Here is a 20,544-nt window from a genome sequence, read left to right as displayed (position 1 = left end):
GCTGGGTGGCCGCCGTCGCGGCAGGCGCCCGGCCGCCACCGATCAGAAATTCACCCGATATTCCACGCCATAGGTGCGCGGCTCGCCCAGGGTGATCAGCTTCTGGCCATTGAGCGTGTTGTCGTACAGGTCGAACAGCCTGGTCATATAGGTCTTGTCGGTGACGTTCTTGCCGAACAGCGAGACGCGCCAGCGATCGTTGTCCGACGCCAGCGTCATCCGCAGGTTGAGCAGCCCATAGGCGCCGACGCGGCCGTCGGGATCGTTGTTGGTGGTCAGATAGCTGCGGCCGCGAAGCTGGTATTCCGCCTGGAACGCCAGCGGGCCGATGCCCGTGGGCACGCTGTATTCGGCGTTGACGTTGCCGGTATAGGACGGGGCGAAGGGAATGAAGCGCAGCGGTTGGCCGTTCGGCAGCAGCCCTTCCTCATATTTCGCGTCCTGCACCGCGAGGTTGCCGCCCAGCCGCAGCCGATCGCTGATCCGCGCGTCGATCTCGATCTCGATGCCCCGGCTATGGGCGCGGCCGGCGTTGAGGATGATCGGGTTGAAGAAGGTCGTCGCGGGATTCTGCGTGGTGATCTGGATGTCGTTCCAGCGCATCGCATAGACGGCGGCGTTGACCGAAAGGCGGCGGTCGAACAATTCGGCCTTGAGCCCGGCTTCGTAGTTCCACAGCGATTCCGGCCCGAACGCGATGCCGTTGGCGTCGCCCAGCGCATCGTTGAAGCCGCCGCTCTTGAAGCCCTTCGACGCGGTGAGATAGGTCATCAGCGTCGGCGAGATGCGGAAGCGGATATTGGCGTTGGGCGTCAGCCGGCCCCAACTGTCCTTCGCGACGATCGTGGCGCTGCCGCCGAGGATCGAGAGCGGATCCGTCTGGACATAGCGGATGCGCTTGCTGTCATGCGTGTACCTGGCGCCGATCGTGACGTCGATGCGGTCGCCCAGCGCCAGCGTGCCGCTGGCGAAGACCGCCTTGCTGATCGTCTTGAGCCGCCCGGTCGAGCCGATGATCGAGCCCGTCAGGCTGGGGTCGCCGAAAATGGCCGCGGTCGCGGAGCCGAGTTCGATGAAGCTCTGATTGTCCGTGTCCTGATCGAGATAATAGAGGCCGCCCAGCAGGCTGAGCCGCCCGATTTCGCCGCTGACGCGCAGTTCGTTGGAGAAGCGCTTCACCCGCTCCGGATCGCCGTCATAAGTGATGGCGAGCTGGCACCGGCACGTGTCCGTGCGGCTGTAATAATCATGTTCGCGATAGGCGGCGATGTTGACGATATCGATGCCGCCCAGCCGCGTCTTGAAATTCGCCGATACGCCGGTGGAATGCAGCCGTTCCTCGCTGGGCGCGTTGGCGATGACGCGCCGGTCGAACGGATCGGCGTTGAGCGCGTACCCCTGCGCCTGGAGCAATTGCGTCACCAGCGCCGCCGGATTGTAGCGCAGCGTTTCGAACACCAGCGTTTCCTGATGCGCCTCGGCATGGTCGACGCTCAGCAGCAATTCGGTATCGGGCGCGGGCGTGAAGAGGAGCTGCGCGCGGCCGGACCAGACGTCGTGATCGTTGACGTCGCGGTTGAGGAAGATGTTGCGCTCATATCCGTCGCGGACATCGCGGACCAACGCGATCTTGGCGCTGAGCAGCCCCTCCACCAGCGGCCCGGAGAGCGAGCCGGCGAGCCGCATGCGATCGTAATTGCCGAAGAGTCCGCCGAACGAGGCCTTGAGTTCGTCGCCCGGCCTTTCGGTGGTGATGTTGACGACGCCGCCGATCGTGTTGCGCCCGTAAAGCGTGCCCTGCGGCCCGCGCAGCACTTCGACCTGCGCGATATCGTACAGGTCGAGATTGGCGCCCGCGCCCTGCCCGACAAAGACCTCGTCGACATAATAGCCCACGGCGGGATCGGCGCCCGCCGAGCCCGCGGAGCCCACCACGCCGCGCAACGAGGTGGGGGAGAGCTTGAGGTCTCCGAAATCGCCATAGTTCAGCCCCGGCGTGACCTTCGCCACGTCCGCCAGGCTGTCGATCCCGCGCCGCTGCAGTTCCGTGGCGGTCAGCGCGGTGATCGAGATCGGCGCATCCTGCAACCGTTCGCGGGTCTTTCGCGCGGTGACGATGATGTCCTCGTTCGCGTCGATCCCCGCCGCCTGATCCCGTCCCTCCTGCGCTGCCGCCGGTCCGCCGAGTGCGCAGGCCGTGGCGATGGCGGCGGTCGAAAACCAGAAGTGGCGCATGATCTTGGTCCTCCCATTTATAGAAGTTGAGATCATACTCATTTTTTTCTTGACTGAAAGCGGTAATCGCCGTTCCATTGTGCCCATGCCGAGCAGGGTTTCTCCCGACCGACCGGAACCGCCGGCGGCTGCCGCTCGGATTGGGGGGTTCAGACAATGAAGATCGCGAACATGGTGCGTTTGGGGGGAAGCTGCCTCGTCCTGGCCATCGCCATGACATCCGGGCCTGCGTTTGCGCAGGAACGGGCGGGGCAGGAACGCGCAGGGCTGGCCGGCGGTGCGGACAATGAGCTGGAAGAGATATTGGTGACCGCGCAGCGCCGCACCCAGGGCCTTCAGGATACGCCGCTTTCGATCAGCGCGCTCACCGCGAAGACGCTGGAGAATGCGGGCGTGGGGCGCGTCGAGGATATTTCGAACGCGCTGCCCAACGTCTATGTCGCGCCGCGCGAGCTGCGCACCACCGCGATCGCGATCCGCGGCATCTCGGCGGATCTGAACAATCCCGGGCTCGACCAGAGCGTCGGCGTCTATGTCGACGGCGTCTATATGGGGCGCGCCGCGACCATCAATTCGAACCTGTTCGATCTTGAGCGGATCGAGGTCCTGCGCGGGCCGCAGGGCACGCTTTACGGCCGCAACACCATCGCCGGCGCGGTCAACATCCTCACCCGCCGCCCGAATGCCGATGCGCGCGCGGCCGCCAGCATCAGCTATGGCGACTATGACGCGATCCGCGCGAACGCGGTGGTCAGCGGCCCCCTGTCCGGCGCGCTCTTCGCCAGCGCGGCGGTGTCGCTCGATCGCCGCGACGGCATGGTCCGCAACATCGCCACCGGCACGCGGCTCGACGATCTCGACGGCCTCGGCGGGCGGCTCACCCTGGTCTATGATCCGGGCGGCGACTGGGATTTCGCGCTGCGCGGCGACATCTCGCGCGATCGCACGCATTCCGGCGCCTATGACGTGTACGACAATGGCGCCTTCACCGGCGCGCCCTTCGCCGATGCCGATCCCGTCGACCGCAGGGTCGCCCAATCGACCGACACCACGCAGAACCGCGACGTTTATGGCGCGTCGGGCGAGTTCAACCTGCGGACCGGCGGCGGCACGCTGACCTCGATCACCGCGATCCGGGGCTATAAGTGGAACAATATCCAGGACAATGACTATACCGTGCTCGACATGCTCGACACGGGCATCCGCGAGCGCCAGAGCCAGTTCTCGCAGGAACTGCGCTTCGCGAGCGATGTCGCGGATCGGTTCAGCTATGTGGCGGGCCTTTATTATTATCATCAGTCGCTCGACACGACGTCGCTGGTGGTGATCGGCCCCGATCTCGGCATCTATCCGGCGCGCACGAACGCGACGATCCAGGCGAATGTCGATACCGACAGCTATGCCGCGTTCGGGCGCGCGGTCTATCGCTTCACCGACCGGCTGAGCCTGGCGGCGGGCCTGCGCTACACGCACGAACGCAAGACGCTCGATTTCGAGCAGACCGGCGATCCCTTCGGCGTGATCGCCGCGAACATCGCGCCGCGCCACCTGAAGCGCAGCGAAGGCAAGGTTTCGCCCTCCGTCAGCATGGAATGGCGCCCGCGCGAGAAGCTGCTCGCCTATGCGACGTTCAGCCAGGGCTATAAATCGGGCGGCTTCAACGTCTTTTCCGTCACGCCCACCAACAGCGCGGAATATCGGCCCGAATCGGTCAATAATTACGAACTGGGCCTGAAGAGCGAGTTCCTGGACAGCCGGCTGCGCGTCAACGCGTCGATCTTCTACATGGACTATACGGATCTCCAGCAGAACCAGCTCATCTCCACGGGCGGGGGGATCGCGCAGTTCCAGACCTCGAACGCGGCCAAGGCGCGCAGCAAGGGGTTCGAGATCGAGCTTTCGGCGCTGCCGGTGCGCCAGCTTCAGTTGACCGCCAGCTACGGCTATGCCGACGCGGTCTTCAAATCCTATCCCAACGCGACCGCGACGGGGGCGGACTATACCGGAAACAGGCTGCCGCTGGCGCCCAGGAGCACGATCAGCGGCGCCTTCGAATGGACGCAGCCGCTTGGCGGCAGCCTCCAGCTCTTCCTGCGGGGCGAGGCGAACCATCGCAGCCGGTTCTTCTTCGCATCGGACAACGCCTATGCCGCCGCCGCGCTGACCCTGCTCAACGCGCGGATCGGCATCGGCCCCGAAAGCGGGGCATGGCGCCTGTCCGCCTGGGCGCGCAACCTGACCGACGAGACCTATGTGACCAACCGCTTCAGGGGCGCCGTGGTGCCCGGCCAGGTCGCGCAGTCGCTGGGGGCGCCGCGCACCTATGGCGCCGAAATGCTGGTCAAGTTCTGAAGGACCGAGACATGACATCAACGACAAGCGTCGCGGCCACGCTGGCCGCGGGCGAGGCGCCGGACCGGTTCAGCGATCCGCTCGCCGAACCGCGCCGGCTGGGGCTGGAGCGCCATGCCGCCGAACTCGACAGCTATGGCTTCACCATCGTCGAGCCGGACCGCGCCGCGCCGCCGGGCTTCGCCGACGCCCTGCTGCGCACGGTGCTGGCGATCGCCGGGCGGCGCACCGGCCGGGCGCTCGACCCCGCCAATGCCGAAAGCCATGCCGGCGGATCGGCATGGGGCCAGCATCTCTTCTATCTGCTGCTCGAGGATCCGATCTTCGAACAGGCGATGATGAACGAGACGGTGCTGGCGCTGATCACCTATCTGCTCGGCGAAAGCTGCGTGCTGAGCAGCATGAACTCGATCCTCAAGGGGCCGGGCACCGATCATCTGATCCTGCATTCGGACAGCGCGATGGTGCCGGCGCCCTATCCGGCCTATGCGCAGGTCGCCAACGCCACCTGGCTGCTGACCGATTATGATCGCGACCGGGGCGCGCTCGCCTTCTGGCCCGGCAGCCACAAATTCTGCCGCCCGCCCACCATGCGGGAAACGGCCGATATCGACCGGTTCGCGCCGGTGACCGCGCCGGCCGGATCACTCGTCGTGTGGCATGGCAACACCTGGCATGGCGCCTTTCCCCGGCAGGTGCCGGGGCTGCGGGTCAACCTGATCCTCTATTTCTGCCGCATCTACATGCAGACCCAGGAATGGTATCGCGAACGGGTGAGCGAGGCGGCGCTGGCGCGCAACCCCGCGCGCTTCCGCCATCTGGTCGGGCTCGAAAATCCCTATCCCTTCGGGGCGGAGGGGGCGCCGATCGAACGGATCGGCCATTTCAATTCTCGACATTCAGCCCATACCGGCCTGCAAATGGCGCTTTTCCGTGCTTCCGGTGCTCACGTACGATAAGTACGCTGCGCTCCGGGTCACGAAAAATCACCATATTGCCCGCATAAAGCGGTCGCCTGCGGCTCGACTCGGTCTGAACTGAATGTCGATTGGTCCTGGAAAACGCCTGCTTAGCCCAGCTTGACCGCGGTTCCTGAAACCGAGACCATCAGCATCGATCCGTTCTGGCCGATCACTTCATAATCGATGTCGATGCCGATCACCGCGTCCGCGCCCAGGTCGCGCGCTTCGGCCTTCAGCTCGCCGAACGCCTCGCGCCGGGCGTCGCGCAGCGCGCCTTCATAGGCGCCCGATCGGCCGCCCACGATATCGCGCACGCTGGCGAACAGGTCCTTGAAGATATTGGCGCCGACGATGACCTCTCCGGTCACGATGCCCAGATAGGTGCTGACCGGCCGTCCCTCGATCGCGGTGGTGGTGGTCAATATCATCGTCGGCTCCTTATGTTTGCCGCAAAGCGCGGAAGAGCGCTTTGCGGGGCGGCGCCGGCCCGCTCCCCCGCCCAACCTCCCGATCCAGCATGATCCTGTCGGGAGGTCGGGCGGGGGAACGGACCGGCGCTAAATCACTCAGTCGAGCCCGAGCGCCGCCTTGTAGGTATCGAGCAGCGCTTCCATTTCCTGCCGGTCATGGGGCTGCATCTTACGCAGGCGGACGATCTGGCGCATGATCTTGCCGTCATAGCCGTTGCCCTTGGCTTCGGCATAGACGTCGCGGATATCGTCGGCGATGCCCTTCTTTTCTTCTTCCAGCCGCTCGACGCGTTCGATGAACAGCCGCAACTGATCGGCTGCGACATTGTCGCTCATGTGATTCTCCGGTTCGATTGAACGGTGCTGTTAGGCGAGCGCGCGGCCGGGCTCAAGCGTCGTGCGACGGCATCGTCATCGATGGCGGATCGCTGGCGGGAAAGCTGTCGTCCAGCGCCTCGTCCAGCATCTCCTCGCGGTGGTTGCGCTTCATGCTTTCCTCCATCCGCGCGATCTGTTCGGCCGTCGCCTCGAGCTGGTGCGTCGCCTTCCACTGGGCATAGGGCATGCCATAGACGGCCTCGCGCCCCGCCGCCTTGTCGATCGTGCCGCCGCTCGCTTCCGCCAGCCAGTCGCCCAGGCAGTTGCGGCAGAAACCGCCCAGCCCCATCAGGTCCACATTCTGCGCGTCGGTGCGATGGCGCAGGTGGCGCACCAGCCGACGAAACGCCTTGGCGGCCACCGCATCGTCGATTTCGTCGAGTGTCATCGTCTTTTCTCCGCTGTGGCCCATGGCGCGCCGAAACGGGGATCGGCGCGACAAGGGCGTTGATCTCTCGGACATAAGAGCTAAGCCCCATAGCGGACAATCCCGGAGCCCATGTGACCAGCATAATCGCCCCCCGACAGCGCAAGGTTCGCGTGCTCGCGACGCTTGGCCCCGCCAGCAATACGCCGGAGATGATCCGCAAGCTCTATCTCGCGGGCGCGGACGCCTTCCGCATCAACATGAGCCATGGCAGCCATGAGGGGCATGCGAAGGTGATCGCGGCGATCCGCGACCTGGAACGCGACCTGGGCCGCCCGATGACGATCCTGGTGGATCTTCAGGGGCCGAAGCTGCGCGTCGGCCGCTTCGCCGGCGGATCGACCATGCTGGAAACCGGCGCCACCTTCATCCTCGATCGCGACAAGGCGCCGGGCGACGCGACCCGCGCGAACCTGCCGCATCCGGAGATCTTCGCGGCGCTGGAGCCCGGCGCGCGGCTGCTGCTGGACGACGGCAAGCTGGTGCTGCGCGTGCGCGCGGTGGAAAAGGCGCGGATCGAGACGGTGGTGGAAACCGGCGGCAAGCTTTCCGACAACAAGGGCCTGAACGTGCCCGACGTGATCGTGCCGATGGCCGCGCTGACCGAGAAGGACCGCAAGGACCTGAGCTTCGCGCTGGAACAGGGCGCGGACTGGATCGCGCTCAGCTTCGTCCAGCGGCCGGAGGACGTGGCGGAGGCGCGCCAGTTGATCGGCGGCAAGGCGGCACTGCTCGCCAAGATCGAGAAGCCGGCGGCGATCGAGCGGCTGGACGGCATCCTGGAACTGGCGGACGCGGTGATGGTGGCGCGCGGCGACCTAGGCGTGGAGCTGCCGCCGGAGGAAGTGCCGCCGCTGCAGAAGCGCATCGTCGAATCCGCGCGGCGGCTCGGCCGGCCCGTGGTGGTGGCGACGCAGATGCTCGAATCGATGATCACCGCGCCCACGCCCACGCGCGCCGAGGTCTCCGACGTGGCGACCGCCGTCTATGACGGGGCGGACGCGGTGATGCTTTCCGCCGAATCGGCCGCGGGCGCCTGGCCCGAGGAATCGGTGGCGATGATGGACAAGATCGCGCGCGCGGTGGAGGCGGACCCCGCCTATGCCGACCGCATCCATTTCACCGAGACCCGGCCCGACCCGACCACCGCCGACGCGCTGGCGGAGGCCGCGGGCCAGATCGCGGCCACCGTCTCCGCCTCCGCCGTGATCTGCTTCACCAGTTCGGGCTCCACCCCGCGCCGCATCGCGCGCGAACGGCCGAGCGTGCCGCTGCTGGTGCTGACGCCCAAGACCTCCACCGCGCGGCGGCTGGGGCTGTTGTGGGGCGTGCACGCCGTGCGCACGCGCGACGTCGCCTCGTTCGAGGAGATGGTGGCGAAATCGAAGCGCATGGCGCTGCGCCAGGGCATCGCGGGCGCCGGCGATCGCGTGATCCTGATGGCGGGCGTCCCCTTCGGCACGCCGGGCTCGACCAACGTGCTCCATGTCGTGCGGCTGACGGGCGAGGAGCTGAAGAACTACCGCCACGCGGATTGAGGCGGGGCCGGGGGGCCTGTCGGGGTAAAGCGCTAGCCCTCATACTCCGTTCGGGCTGAGCCTGTCGAAGCCCTGTCCTTCTATTACGGTGTTCAGAAAGGACAGGGCTTCGACAGGCTCAGCCCGAACGGGTGTTGGTGATGCCGTGACCCCGTCCCATACGTCACCCCAGCCCTTCGACTGCCTGCAAGCAGGCGCTCAGGATAAACCTTGCCTTTTGGCGAGGGCTGGGGTCCGCCAACCAGATCGCGCTTGATCCGGTGGGAGACCGCAGCCTGCCCGAGGTGACGCGGGTGGGGGCTATTGTGGCGGGATGACGGGTCGGGCGGATACCCCCCCGACTCACTCCGCTGCCGCCGCCGCGCGTTTCGGTTGCCGCACCACTTCGAACTCGACGCCGCTGGCCGCCGCGCGGGGGCGTGGGGATGGCGCGGGCGGGATGGCGTTCGCCTTGATGCCCGCCTTCGCCAGCGTTTCCACCGCATAGCGGGAGAGCGCGGCGGCGGTTTCCCTGTCCGCGTCCGACGCGCCTGCGCCCGCGAAGCCGGCGACGTTCAGGCCCTGCACGCCCCAGCGCTCGATCGCCCAGACCGCGTCGTCCAGCGCGGCGCCCGGCTGCGGGGCGCCGTCCTGCATCGTCACGGGCACGGTGATGCGGGGCTGGACGGGCGGGATGACGCGCACGCTCCACCCGCCGCCCGCCTGCGCCGCCGCCTTCTCGATCTCGCGATAATCGCCGAAGCCCCAGCCTTCGGCGGCGAAGGGCACGATCTGGACGCTGCGTTCGGCGCGGTTGGTCCACAGCGCCTGGGTGGGCAGGCCGATCGCCTCGCGGATCGCGGTGAGCGGCGGCACGTCGCGCACGATGCCGGCGGCGGAGGTCTCCACGGCGGCGTCGACGATCGCGCGCGTCTGCGCCTGGAGATCGGCGGCGACCACCTGTTGCAGGTTCAGGCTCGGGCGCTCGCCCCATTCCGCCTCCAGCGCGCGCATCAGCCGATCTTCCGCGTCGTTGGCGTAGCGCGGGGCGACGATGACGGCATCGACCGAGGGGCTGCCCCGCAGCGGCCAGCGCACCTGCAATTGCGCGATATTCACGGGCTTGAGCGCCAGTTCCTGCGTGAGCAGGCGGCGCACCGTCGTCTGCGCCTTCGCCTCCGCCGTGACGCGGTAGAGCGTGATGCCGAGCGGGATCGCCAGCACCGCGAAGGCGGCGAGCCCCGCCAGCACATAGCGCGGCGTGATCTCCACCTTGGCGATCGGCCGCGCCGCGCCGCTCAGCCGAGCGATCAGCGCGAAGGAAAAGGCGATCGCCGCCAGGTTGGTGAGGAACAGCAGGAAGGCGCCGAACGCGAAGCTCATATTGGCGACGCCCAGGCCGTAGCCGACGGTCGCCAGCGGCGGCATCAGCGCGGTGGCGATCGCGACGCCGATCGCCGTCGCCCCCTTTTGCTGGACGGTGGCATAGGCCCCGGCGATGCCCGAAAGCACCGCCACGGCAAGATCGAGCAGCGTGGGTTCGGTGCGCGCGATGATTTCGGGCGTCGCGTTGCGGATCGGGCTGAGCCAGGTGAGCAGGATGCCGGTGAGGATGCCGATGACGGCGCCCATCGCGATCACCTTCACCGAATCGCGGATCTGGCGGCCGTCGAGCGAGGCGAAGCCGAAGCCCATGCTGGCGATCGGCCCCATCAGCGGCGAGATCAGCATCGCGCCGATCACCACGGCGGTGGAGGATTGCAGCAGCCCGAGCGCGGCGATGCCGGCGGAGAGGCCGCACATCAGCATATAGGATTTGGTGAGCTGCCCATCCTCCCGCACCGATTTGCGGAGCGCGCGGCCGGCCTCTCCCTTCAGGTCCGGGAACAGGCCGGTCTTGTCGATCTGCGCGCGAAATGCGGCGACGGAGGCGCGCACGGCGCTCCAGCGGGTCGCGCCCGTGGCGGATTCCTGTGTCAACGCTAGCCCTCCCTTGGCGCCTGGCCCGCCATCGTGCCGCCTTCGGGCGCGATCGTGAACCGGTAATTTGCGCGGGGGAACGACATTCCGTTCGGGCCGAGCCTGTCGCATCGGTATCGCGGCCGATGACATCCGTTCGGGCTGAGCCTGTCGGATTGGTGTTGCTGCCAATGACATCCGTTCGGGCTGAGCCTGTCGAAGCCCTGTCCTTCTATTGCGGTGTTCAGGAAGGGCAGGGCTTCGACAGGCTCAGCCCGAACGGGAATTTGGACCGCTGATGCCCATCCCGGCCTGCGCTGGGATGACGTGTGGGGTGGCAAAGGCACGTGCCCCCCCCGATTCGCATTCGGGTCAGGCCGAGTCGGGCCGCAGGCGACCGCTTCATGCGGGCAAAATGGTGCTGACCGAGAACCGGCGCGCAGCGTATGTCAGTCCGTGAACCCGGAAGCGCAGGGCGGCGCCATTCACAGCCCGGCCTCACCCGAATGCAGGACGCACATACGCATCGAGCGCCCGACCCGGTGGGGTGGGGCGCTCGACGAGGATCAAGGACCGGGCGCCTGGGCGCCCGACCGATGCTTCAGCCCTGGCGGGCCTTGAAGCGGCGGTTGGTCTTGTTGATCACATAGGTGCGGCCGCGGCGGCGAATCACGCGGTTGTCCCGGTGACGGTCCTTGAGCGACTTGAGTGAATTGCGGATCTTCATGGCGAAACGCTTCCGGCTTATCGATTTATCAAGAAAAACGAGGCGTCGCCCTATGTCGCGGTCAGGCGGAAGTCAAGTCTCGTGCGCGGCTTTTCACCCTGGCGGCGCGGGTTTTCGACAGTTTCGCTTCCCAGGCGAGCGCGTCCGCCACGATCCGGTCGAGCGAGGCGAATCGCGGCTGCCAGCCCGATCGTTCGACCAGCGCGCTGTTGTCCGCCACCATCATCGCGATATCCCCCGCGCGGCGCGCGACGATGCGGTGCGCCACCGGGCGGCCGCTCGCCCGCTCCACCGCGCCGATCACCTCCCGCACCGAATGACCGCTGCCATAGCCGCAATTGAGCACATGGCTGCGCGCCGGATCCTCCACCAGCAGTTCCAGCGCGCGGACATGCGCGTCGGCCAGGTCGCTGACATGGATGAAATCGCGCACGCCCGTGCCGTCGGGCGTGGGATAATCGTCTCCGAACACGTCCAGCCGCTTGCGCGTGCCCGCCGCCACCTCGGTCGCCACCTTGATCAGGTTGGTCGCGCCCGCCGTCGACTGGCCGGCGCGGCCGTCCGGATCGGCGCCCGCGACGTTGAAATAGCGCAGCGCGCAATAGTTGATCGGGTGCGCGGCGGCGGTGTCCGCCAGCATCAGCTCCGTCATCAGCTTCGACGTGCCATAGGGATTGGCGGGCCGCGTCGGCCAGTCCTCGGTGACGGGATGGTCGGACGGCACGCCATAGACGGCGGCGGTGGAGGAGAAGATGAAGTGCGGCACGCCTTCCGCCACCGCGCTTTCGATGAGCGCGCGGCTGTTGGCGGTGTTGTTGCGATAATATTTGAGCGGATCGGCCACCGATTCGGGCACGATGATCGATCCCGCGAAATGCATGATCGCCGCGATCTTGTGCCGGGCCAGCGTGTCGCGCGCCAGCGCGATATCGCCCACGTCGCCCTCGACAAAGGCCGCGCGCGGATCCACCGCGTCGCGAAAGCCGGTCGAGAGATTGTCGAGCACCACGACGGGCCAGCCCGAATCGAGCAGCGCGAGCACGGCATGGCTGCCGATATAGCCCGCGCCGCCGGTCACCAGCACGGGCATGCGGCGTCGCGCGTTCCGGCGCGCGAGAAGCGGGGTCTGCATGTTCATGCCGCGACGCTAGCGGGATTTGGTAAGCAACCCGTGAACCGTTCCGGGCCATATTGGCGCGGCGGCGGGTTTTGAGGCAGAATCGCCGCGCCGTTCGTTGTGGTGGCGGCGAGTCGTGTAAAAAGGAATGCGAAATGACGGCACCGTTCTTCAAGGCCCCCGCGCGGAAGGCCCATATGGCCAAGGCCCTGATGATCGGCGCGGTGCTGGCGCTTTCGGGCTGCGCGACCGCGCTGCCGACGGTGCAGGTGACGCGCTTTCACCTGAACCAGCCGATCGCGCCGGGCGCGGTGCGGGTGGAGCCTTTCATCGCCGACGACAGCATGGAATTCCAGACCTATGCCAATGCGGTGCAGGGTGAGCTGACGCGGCTGGGCTTCCCGGCGGCGGGCGCGGATGGCGGCCAATATGCCGCGGTGATCCATGTGACGCGCGACACGCGCGAGGCGATGGCGCGGCGCTCCCCCGTCTCGGTGGGGATCGGCGGCGGCGGCGGCAGCTATGGCGGCGGTGTCGGCGTGGGCGTCGGCATCACGCTGGGCGGGCGGCCCAAGGGCAGCATCGTCACCGAGCTGCGCGTGCAGTTGAAGCGCCGCGCGGGCGGCGACGTGGTGTGGGAAGGGCGCGCGCAGCTCGACGCGCGCGAAAACGCCCCCGCCGCGCAGCCCGGCATCGCGGCGGGCAAATTGGCGGCGGGCCTGTTCAGGGACTTTCCCGGAGAGTCGGGGCGCACTATCACCGTCAGATGACCTTCAGCATCAGCAGCGATTTCGACGGCGGCAACATCAGGGTGGTCGCCATCGAGGGCGACCGGGCGGATCTCGAGATCGTGCCCGACCGCATGTCGGACTTTTACCAATGGTTCTATTTCCGCGTCTCGGGCGCGGCGGGGCGCGATCTGACGCTGCGCATCCTGAACGGCGGCGGCGCGGCCTATCCGGGCGGCTGGCCCGATTACAGGGCGCGCGCCAGCCATGACGACGAGAGCTGGCACCAGGCGGATACCGATTATGCCGATGGCGTGCTGACCATCCGCGTCCGCGCGGAGGGCGACGCGCTGTGGCTCGCCTATTTCGCGCCCTATTCCAGCGACCGGCACGCCGCGCTGGTTTCGCGCATGGCGGCGCTGCCCGGCGTTTCGCATCGGGTGCTGGGCCACACGATCGACGGGCGCGCGCTGGACCTGCTCAGCCTGGGCACGGGCGCGAAGCAGGTGTGGCTCTACGCCCGCCAGCACCCCGGCGAGACGATGGCGGAATGGTGGATGGAAGGCGCGCTGGAAAAGCTCGTCGATCCCGCCGATCCGGTGGCGGCGGCGCTGCGCGGCAAGGCGACCTTCCATCTGGTGCCCAACATGAACCCCGACGGCGCCGCGCGCGGCCATCTGCGCACCAATGCCGTGGGCGTGAACCTGAACCGCGAATGGCACGCGCCCAGCGCGGAGCAGAGCCCGGAAGTGCTGGCGGTGGTGGCGGCGATGGCCGAAACCGGCGTGGATTTCGCGATGGACGTGCATGGCGACGAGGCGATCCCCGCCGCCTTCATGGCCGGGTTCGAGGGCATCCCGTCATGGACCGAGGCGCAGGGCGGGCTCTATTTCAAATTCCGCGACACGCTGGCGGCGCGCACCCCCGATTTCCAGACGCGGCTGGGCTATGTAGTGTCGCGGCCCGGACAGGCGAACCTGTCGATGTCCACGCCCTATCTGGCGGAGCGGTTCGGCGCGATCTCGATGACGCTGGAAATGCCGTTCAAGGACAATTTCGGCGCCCCCGATCCGGTGCAGGGCTGGTCCCCCGAACGCAGCAAGGCGCTGGCGCGCGCCTGCCTCGACAATCTGGCGGCGATGATCGACGAGATCGGGTGAGGGCTGGGCGGGCAAAACCCGTTCGGGCTGAGCCGGTGGCCGGGATGGCGTATGGTCCTCAACACCGTTCGGGCTGAGCTTGTCGAAGCCTTGTTCTTCTCGTTCGGTGCCAAGGCAGGGCAGGGCTTCGACAGGCTCAGCCCGAGCGGGTTTTGGGGGGTGGTGGGGACTGGTTGAATCCTGTTCCGTCACCAGCACGCGTTGGGACTGAGCCGGTGTTCGGGATGGCGTATGGCCACCAACACCGTTCGGGCTGAGCCTGTCGAAGCCTTGTTCTTCTTTTTCGGTACTCAGGAAGGGCAGGGCTTCGACGGGCTCAGCCCGAGCGGGTTTTGGGGGTGGCGGGTGTTGGTGTGCGTGCCGGTTGCTTTCAGCCCGAACGGGCCTCTCCCCGTCAGCCGAACAGTTCCTCCAGGAAATCGCGCATCGCCTTCCAGCTTCGCCGCGCCGAATCGGGCTGATGGATCACGCCGCGTTCGGGCATGTTGGCGGTTTCGTCGGTGAAGCCGTGGGCGGTGCGGCCATAGGCGTGGATTTGCCAGTCGGCATCGCCCGCGCTGAGTTCGTTGGCCAGCGCCACCGTCGCGTCGGGCGGCGCGATCGGATCGTCCCAGCCGTGGCAGATCAGCAGCTTCGCGCGGATCGGCGAGACATTGGGGAAGGGCGGCGGATCATAGACGCCGTGGAAGCTGACGACGCCGAGCAGGTCCGCCCCGCTGCGCGCCAGGTCGATCGCGCATTTGCCGCCGAAGCAGAAACCGATCGCCGCGGTGCGCGCCGCGTCCACCGCGTCGAGCGCCTTGAGTTCGGCGAGCGAGCGGTGCAGCCGGTCGCGCAGCAGCGCGCGATCGGCGTTCATCTCGTCCATATATTGGGCCGGGGCGGGGGACTGGCGCGTGGTGCGCCTGCCCTGGCCGAAGACGTCGGCGGCGAAACCGACATAGCCGAGCGCGGCCAGCCGCTCCGCCACCAGATTGTCGGCTTCCTTCTGGCCCAGCACATTGGGCAAGACCAGCACGCCGGGGCGGGGCGCGGTGGCGGCATCGTCCCACGCCACGACCCCCTCGAACGGGCCGCCCGGCCCCTCATGCACAAGCGTGCGCCGCTGGATCGCCAAATGCCTTCTCCTCGATGGTGACGGGGCGGAGGCTTCCCACGGCGGCGCGCGGCGCGCAACAACATTGCCCTTCGCGCGGCGATCGGTAGAAGGCGCCGGATCGATCCAAGGAGCCTCGTCCCAACATGCCCCAGCTCGTCCTTATCCGCCACGGCCAGTCCGCCTGGAACCTGGAGAACCGCTTCACCGGCTGGTGGGACGTGGACGTGACCGAGAAGGGGGCGGAGGAAGCGCGCGCCGCCGGGCGGCTGATGAAGGAGAAGGGGCTGGATTTCGACCAGTGCTTCACCTCGCTCCAGACCCGCGCGATCAAGACGCTCAACCTGGCGCTGGAGGAAATGGGGCGGCTGTGGCTGCCGGTGGAGAAGGACTGGCGCCTGAACGAGCGCCATTATGGCGGGCTGACCGGGCTCGACAAGGCGGAGACCGCCGCCAAGCATGGCGATGAGCAGGTGAAGATCTGGCGCCGCAGCTTCGACGTGCCACCGCCGCCGATGGAAGCGGGATCGCCCTGGGATCTCTCGGCGGATCGCCGCTATGCCGGCATCGCCGTGCCCGCCACCGAAAGCCTGAAGGACACGATCGCGCGCGTGCTCCCCTATTGGGACGCCCGCATCGCCCCCGCGCTGAAGGCGGGCGAGCGCGTGCTGATCTCCGCCCATGGCAATTCGCTGCGCGCGCTGGTGAAGCATCTGTCCGCTATTCCCGACGACGAGATCACCGGACTGGAGATCCCGACCGGCCAGCCGATCGTCTACGAGCTGGATGACGATCTGGTGGCGCGCGACCGCTATTATCTGTCGGAGCGCTGAGGGGCTTTTTGAAGGCTTGAACCGATTTTTCCATCGGTTCGGGCTGAGCTTGTCGAAGCCCTGCCTTTCCTTGGCACCGTAGTAGAAGGACAGGGCTTCGACAGGCTCAGCCCGAACGGTGGGGTGGCAGGTGAGAGCGCCCGGCCCGAACGGTGTTGGCGGTGGCGTTGCGAGTCCGCCCCCGATCGCGCGGATTTCCGCCGCGATGATTGCGTCCGTCCGCCGGCCCCGTTAAGGGGCTGTGCTTCGCGGGCTCTGGACGGGACGGGGAATGGCCGAAGCGCAGCCGATCATCGGCATCATCATGGGCAGTCGCTCCGATTGGGAGACGATGCGTCACGCCGCCGAGACGCTGGAGGCGCTGGGCGTCGCGCATGAATGCCGCGTGGTTTCCGCGCACCGCACGCCAGACCGGCTCTATGACTATGCCAAGGCCGCCGCCGGGCGCGGGCTGCACGCGATCATCGCGGGCGCGGGCGGCGCAGCGCACCTGCCGGGCATGACGGCGGCGATGACGCGCGTGCCGGTGCTGGGCGTGCCCGTGGAATCCAAGGCGCTGAAGGGCATGGACAGCCTGCTCTCCATCGTCCAGATGCCCGCCGGCATTCCGGTGGGCACGCTGGCGATCGGCCGGGCCGGCGCGGTCAACGCCGCGCTGCTGGCCGCCGCGATCGTCGCCAATGGCGATGCCGCGCTCGCCGCCCGGCTCGACGCCTGGCGCGAGAAGCAGACCGCCAGCGTGGACGAAGCGCCCGAATGAATCCGTTGAAGCCGGGATCGACGATCGGGATCATCGGCGGCGGCCAGCTTGGCCGGATGCTGGCGATGGCGGCGGCGCAGCTCGGCTATCGCTGCCATATCTATGCGCCGGAAGCCGATTCCGTCGCCGCCGAGGTGGCGGCGCGCTTCACCCGCGCGCCCTATGAGGATGCGGCGAGCCTGGCGGCCTTTGCCGGCGCCGTCGATGTCGTCACTTATGAGTTCGAGAACCTGCCGGTTTCCGCGCTCGCCCCGCTGGCCGAACGGCTGCCCGTGCATCCCGGCTTCGCCAGCCTGGAAACCGCGCAGGACCGGCTCGCCGAAAAAACCTTCATGCGCGATCTGGGCGTGCGCACCGCGCCGTGGCGCGCGGTGTCCGACCAGGCCGATCTGGAGGCGGCGGTGGCCGCGATCGGCCTGCCCGCGATCCTGAAGACGCGCTTCCTGGGCTATGACGGCAAGGGGCAGGCGCGGCTGATGACGGACGCGGACGTTGCCGGCGCGTTCGACGCGATCGGCCGCCAGCCCGCGATCCTGGAAGGGTTCGTCGATTTCGAGGCGGAATTCTCGATCCTGATGTGCCGCGCCGCCGACGGCGAATGCGCCTTTTGGGACGCGCCGACCAATGTGCACCGGAACGGCATCCTCGCCACCTCCGTCGTGCCGCCCGGCCCGCTGGTCGCCGGGCAGGCGGAACAGGCGCGGGAGATCGCGCGCCGCGCGGGCGAGGCGCTGGGCCATGTCGGCGTGCTGACGCTGGAATTCTTCGCCGCGCCCGATGGCCCGGTGTTCAACGAAATGGCGCCGCGCGTGCACAATAGCGGCCACTGGACGATCGAGGGGGCGCTGACCTCGCAGTTCGAGAACCATATCCGCGCGGTGTGCGGCCTGCCGCTGGGCGCGACCGATATCGTCGGCCGCCGCGTGACGATGGAGAATCTGATCGGCGATCAGGCGGAGGGCTGGGCGGAGATCCTGCGCGATCCCACCGCGCATCTCCACCTCTACGGCAAGGACGAGATCCGCGCCGGGCGGAAAATGGGGCATGTGACGCGGCTGGAGATTTAGGGCGGTTCGGGCCGGGTTTGGACCGTGCCGTTCGGGTTGAGCCTGAAACCGCGCCGTTGGGCATAGCTTTACACCGTTCCTAACCCCGCACCGTTCGGGCTGAGCCTGTCGAAGCCCTGCCTTTCCTGAACACCGCAATAGAAGGACAGGGCTTCGACAGGCTCAGCCCGAACGGGTTTTGGGGGGTGTGCTGGTTCCTTGGGGCCGAGCGGGAATGAGCGGGGGGCGGGGATCGCGGATCTCATGCGTCCGCGCCAGGCTTGCCGAGATCCGGCCTTTCTGGTCATCTCAGCCCATGGCTTTCTGGACCTATCTGCTCCATTGCGCCGGCGGCAGCTTCTATGTCGGGCATACCGACAATCTGGAGCAGCGGATCGCGCAGCATGATGCCGGGCTGTTCCGGGGCTATACCGCGATGCGCCTGCCGGCTCGCCTCGTCTGGTCCGAATGCTTCCAGACCCGGATCGAGGCGCTGGATTGCGAGCGCAGGATCAAGGGGTGGAGCCGCGCGAAGAAACTGGCGCTGATCCGTGGAGACTGGCAGGGGATCAGCGCGGCGGCGCGCAATCGGCAAGGCGATTGACGAGCGGCGGAGCGACGCCACGTTCCCACCAGCCAGTACTGAACAGCGCGCGCGAACCCCAAACCCGTTCGGGCTGAAAAGGGCTGGCACGAACCCAAAACCCGTTCGGGCTGAGCTTGTCGAAGCCCCTGTCCTTTCTTTCTTCATCGCGGGTGAAGAAGGACAGGGCTTCGACAAGCTCAGCCCGAACGGGTTTTTAGGCTTTTGGCCAGACGGACTGGTTTTGGCCCGGCCCGAACGGCGTGGTTCAGGATATCGCGCCGTCCCGCCGCCGCGTTACCGGCCCTGTGAGCGCCAGCGCTTGATCACGCGGCCGAGGATTTCGGCCTCTCCGCCGCTCTGGCGCCAGAGGTTGGTGAAGACGGGATCGCTGGAGGCCGGGCGGCGCACTTCCTCCAGCGTGTCGAGCGCGACGCGGATGGGGATGGCGACGCCTTCGCCGCAGATGATGCATTCGCGGTTGCGCAGCGCCGGGATGGTGTCGAGGAAACCCTTGGCGCCCTCCGGCATCGCGGCCTTCACAAAGGCCTGGTCGCGTTCGTTGTTCAGGCGCATCGCGATGATCGTGCCGCATTGGGAGAGCACGCCTTCGGCAAGATCGGACGGGCGCTGCGTGATCAGCCCCAGCGAGACGCCGTATTTACGCCCTTCCTTGGCGATGCGGCCGAGGATCTTGCCGACCGACGAACCGTCCGCGTTCTTTTCGGACGGCACGTAGCGGTGCGCTTCCTCGCACACCAGCAGCACCGGGCGCTGCGGTTCGTTGCGCGACCAGATCGCATAGTCGAACACCATGCGGCTGAGCACCGCGACGACGACGGCGGTGATGTCCGACGGCACGCCCGACACGTCGATGATCGAGATCGGCTTGCCGTCGCCCGGCAGGCGGAAGATGCGCGCCAGGAAATCGGCCATGCTGTCCGCCACCAGCATGCCGGAGAACATGAAGCTGTAGCGCGGATCGGTCTTGATCTCGTCGATCTTGGTCTTCAGCCGCATATAGGGGGCGCTGTCGCCCGCCTTGTCGAGCTTGCCCATCTCGTTCTGGATCAGCGTGGTGAGATCGGAGAGCAGATAGGGGATGGGCGAATCCACCGTCAGCTTGGTGATGCCTTCCGCCGCGCGGTTCTTCATGCGGGCCGCGAGCAGGCACTTGGCCAGGATGTCGCGGTCGAGCTGGTTTTCGCTGCCCCTGGACTGGACGAAGACCTCGCAATGCTCCTCGAAGTTCATCAGCCAATAGGGCATGGCGAGGTTGCCGACGTCGTAGAGGGCGCCGTTGGTCTTGAACGCCGCAGAATATTCGCCGTGCGGATCGATCATCACGATATGGCCCTGCGGCGCCATGTCGCAGATCTTGTGCAGGATCAGCGCGGCGGAGGTCGACTTGCCGGTGCCGGTGGAGCCGAGCAGCGCGAAATGCTTGCCCAGCATCGCGTCGACGAACAGCGCGGCGCGGATATCCTTGGTGGGATAGACGGTGCCGACCTCGATATTCGGAATCTCGTCGGCCGCGTACATCTGCATCATGTCGTCGCTGGTGACGGGGTAGACGCGCGTGCCGGGCACGGGATAGCGCGTGATGCCGCGCCGGAAATGATTGAGCCGGCCGGTGAGCCGCGCCTCTCCGCCTTCGCCCAGGAAATCGATCTGCGCGATGATCAGGTCGCTGTCCGCGCTGTCCAGGCTGAGGTTGCGGACATTGGCGACGATCCAGAGCGGGCCGACCTTCATCTTGATCTGGCTGCCGACCTGGCCGGCCATCGCGATGCTGGGATCCTCGTCATTGCCCAGGCGGCGCAGGATCGGCGCGTCGAGCTCTATGCGCGCGCCGGAACCTGAAACCTCGAACACCTTGCCGATCTCGACGCCCTCGAAGCTTTTCGGCCGCGCGGGCGCGGCGGGCTCGTCATCGGCCTGCGTCCGGCTGGCTGGCGTCGCCGCGAAATCGGTCATGCGAAATCCTTTCCCCAAGGCGCGGACGCCCCCCGGGGAGGCTGTAGCGCGGGTGGGTAAAGAATTGTTTTACCGTGACGGGCGGGGCGGGGTGAGAGGGCACCACCGCCCCCCCCCCCGTTCGGGCTGAGCGGGGTGAAAGGGCACCACTGCCACCAACATCCGTTCGGGCTGAGCGGGGTGAAAGGGCACCACTGCCACCAACATCCGTTCGGGC

General features: G+C 67.3%; 18 protein-coding genes. 9 read left to right on the top strand and 9 right to left on the bottom strand.

Translation table 11 applies throughout. The annotated features are described in order from the left end of the window. Positions 1 to 42: 42 nt before the first annotated feature. Complete coding sequence (locus tag ACODTA_RS29070; RefSeq protein ID WP_489070958.1) at positions 43 to 2,235, bottom strand: TonB-dependent receptor; 2,193 nt, start codon at positions 2,233 to 2,235, stop codon at positions 43 to 45. A gap of 156 nt (positions 2,236 to 2,391) precedes the next feature. Between ACODTA_RS29070 and ACODTA_RS29065 the strand changes: the two genes are divergently transcribed. Continuing rightward, positions 2,392 to 4,587, top strand: a complete 2,196-nt coding sequence (locus ACODTA_RS29065; protein WP_489070956.1) for a TonB-dependent receptor — start codon at positions 2,392 to 2,394, stop codon at positions 4,585 to 4,587. 11 nt (positions 4,588 to 4,598) lie between these two features. Continuing rightward, positions 4,599 to 5,546 (top strand): phytanoyl-CoA dioxygenase family protein, encoded by a 948-nt coding sequence (locus ACODTA_RS29060; RefSeq protein ID WP_489070954.1) that lies wholly within the window; start codon positions 4,599 to 4,601, stop codon positions 5,544 to 5,546. 110 nt (positions 5,547 to 5,656) lie between these two features. On the opposite strand, the gene ACODTA_RS29055 is transcribed toward ACODTA_RS29060, so the two are convergent. The 3 genes from ACODTA_RS29055 to ACODTA_RS29045 form a co-directional block, all read right to left on the bottom strand. Further along, positions 5,657 to 5,977 (bottom strand): heavy metal-binding domain-containing protein, encoded by a 321-nt coding sequence (locus tag ACODTA_RS29055; RefSeq protein ID WP_489070952.1) that lies wholly within the window; start codon positions 5,975 to 5,977, stop codon positions 5,657 to 5,659. A 138-nt stretch (positions 5,978 to 6,115) separates the two neighbouring features. Then, entirely contained in the window at positions 6,116 to 6,355 is a 240-nt protein-coding gene (locus ACODTA_RS29050; RefSeq protein WP_222989344.1) for a DUF2312 domain-containing protein, read from the bottom strand. Between the two features lie 52 nt (positions 6,356 to 6,407). Further along, on the bottom strand, positions 6,408 to 6,785 hold the full coding sequence (locus ACODTA_RS29045; RefSeq protein ID WP_489070950.1) for a DUF1244 domain-containing protein: 378 nt from the start codon (positions 6,783 to 6,785) through the stop codon (positions 6,408 to 6,410). Between the two features lie 113 nt (positions 6,786 to 6,898). Here ACODTA_RS29045 and pyk point away from each other — a divergent pair, with 113 nt between their 5' ends. Beyond that, on the top strand, positions 6,899 to 8,362 hold the full coding sequence (gene pyk, locus ACODTA_RS29040) for a pyruvate kinase (RefSeq protein WP_489070949.1): 1,464 nt from the start codon (positions 6,899 to 6,901) through the stop codon (positions 8,360 to 8,362). Positions 8,363 to 8,704: 342 nt separating this feature from the next. Here the strand turns inward: pyk and ACODTA_RS29035 are convergent, their stop codons facing one another. The 3 genes from ACODTA_RS29035 to galE all read right to left on the bottom strand — a co-directional run bounded on the left by ACODTA_RS29035 (position 8,705) and on the right by galE (position 12,159). Then, entirely contained in the window at positions 8,705 to 10,321 is a 1,617-nt protein-coding gene (locus ACODTA_RS29035) for a DUF389 domain-containing protein (protein WP_489070947.1), read from the bottom strand. Positions 10,322 to 10,901: 580 nt separating this feature from the next. Further along, positions 10,902 to 11,027 carry a type B 50S ribosomal protein L36 gene (ykgO, locus tag ACODTA_RS29030; protein ID WP_003046794.1) on the bottom strand — a complete coding sequence of 42 codons (126 nt, stop codon included), beginning with the start codon at positions 11,025 to 11,027 and terminating at the stop codon, positions 10,902 to 10,904. Between the two features lie 61 nt (positions 11,028 to 11,088). Next, positions 11,089 to 12,159, bottom strand: coding sequence for a UDP-glucose 4-epimerase GalE (gene galE, locus ACODTA_RS29025; RefSeq protein ID WP_489070945.1), 1,071 nt, complete (start codon positions 12,157 to 12,159; stop codon positions 11,089 to 11,091). A 140-nt stretch (positions 12,160 to 12,299) separates the two neighbouring features. On the opposite strand from galE, the gene ACODTA_RS29020 reads away from it, so the two are divergent. Together ACODTA_RS29020 and ACODTA_RS29015 are read left to right on the top strand one after the other, a co-directional pair. Further along, the gene (locus tag ACODTA_RS29020) at positions 12,300 to 12,914 is read left to right on the top strand and encodes a DUF4136 domain-containing protein (protein WP_489070943.1); all 615 of its coding nucleotides are present in this window, start codon (positions 12,300 to 12,302) and stop codon (positions 12,912 to 12,914) included. Further along, positions 12,911 to 14,032 (top strand): M14 family metallopeptidase, encoded by a 1,122-nt coding sequence (locus tag ACODTA_RS29015; RefSeq protein ID WP_489070941.1) that lies wholly within the window; start codon positions 12,911 to 12,913, stop codon positions 14,030 to 14,032. The genes ACODTA_RS29020 and ACODTA_RS29015 overlap by 4 nt, the downstream gene beginning before the upstream one ends. 394 nt (positions 14,033 to 14,426) lie before the next feature. Here ACODTA_RS29015 and ACODTA_RS29010 read toward each other — a convergent pair whose 3' ends face one another. Then, positions 14,427 to 15,149 carry a dienelactone hydrolase family protein gene (locus ACODTA_RS29010; protein ID WP_489070939.1) on the bottom strand — a complete coding sequence of 241 codons (723 nt, stop codon included), beginning with the start codon at positions 15,147 to 15,149 and terminating at the stop codon, positions 14,427 to 14,429. Positions 15,150 to 15,274: 125 nt separating this feature from the next. Between ACODTA_RS29010 and gpmA the strand changes: the two genes are divergently transcribed. The 4 genes from gpmA (at position 15,275) to ACODTA_RS28990 (ending at position 18,371) form a co-directional block, all read left to right on the top strand. Further along, positions 15,275 to 15,961 (top strand): 2,3-diphosphoglycerate-dependent phosphoglycerate mutase, encoded by a 687-nt coding sequence (gene gpmA, locus ACODTA_RS29005; protein ID WP_489070937.1) that lies wholly within the window; start codon positions 15,275 to 15,277, stop codon positions 15,959 to 15,961. A 271-nt stretch (positions 15,962 to 16,232) separates the two neighbouring features. Further along, complete coding sequence (gene purE / locus ACODTA_RS29000; RefSeq protein WP_222989352.1) at positions 16,233 to 16,721, top strand: 5-(carboxyamino)imidazole ribonucleotide mutase; 489 nt, start codon at positions 16,233 to 16,235, stop codon at positions 16,719 to 16,721. Next, a complete protein-coding gene (locus tag ACODTA_RS28995; RefSeq protein WP_489070935.1) occupies positions 16,718 to 17,788 on the top strand; it encodes a 5-(carboxyamino)imidazole ribonucleotide synthase in 1,071 nt (356 codons plus the stop codon). The genes purE and ACODTA_RS28995 overlap by 4 nt, the downstream gene beginning before the upstream one ends. Before the next feature lie 295 nt (positions 17,789 to 18,083). Continuing rightward, on the top strand, positions 18,084 to 18,371 hold the full coding sequence (locus tag ACODTA_RS28990) for a GIY-YIG nuclease family protein (protein ID WP_489070933.1): 288 nt from the start codon (positions 18,084 to 18,086) through the stop codon (positions 18,369 to 18,371). Between the two features lie 276 nt (positions 18,372 to 18,647). Here ACODTA_RS28990 and ACODTA_RS28985 read toward each other — a convergent pair whose 3' ends face one another. Beyond that, positions 18,648 to 20,327: an ATP-binding protein gene (locus ACODTA_RS28985; protein ID WP_489070931.1), complete on the bottom strand. Its 1,680-nt coding sequence runs from the start codon at positions 20,325 to 20,327 to the stop codon at positions 18,648 to 18,650. Between the last annotated feature and the right edge of the window lie 217 nt (positions 20,328 to 20,544).

The sequence above is a fragment of the Sphingomonas sp. FG14 genome (genome assembly GCF_057809675.1).
The sequence above is the reverse complement of the archived record's forward strand: the minus strand, read 5'-3'. Positions and strand labels throughout refer to the sequence as shown.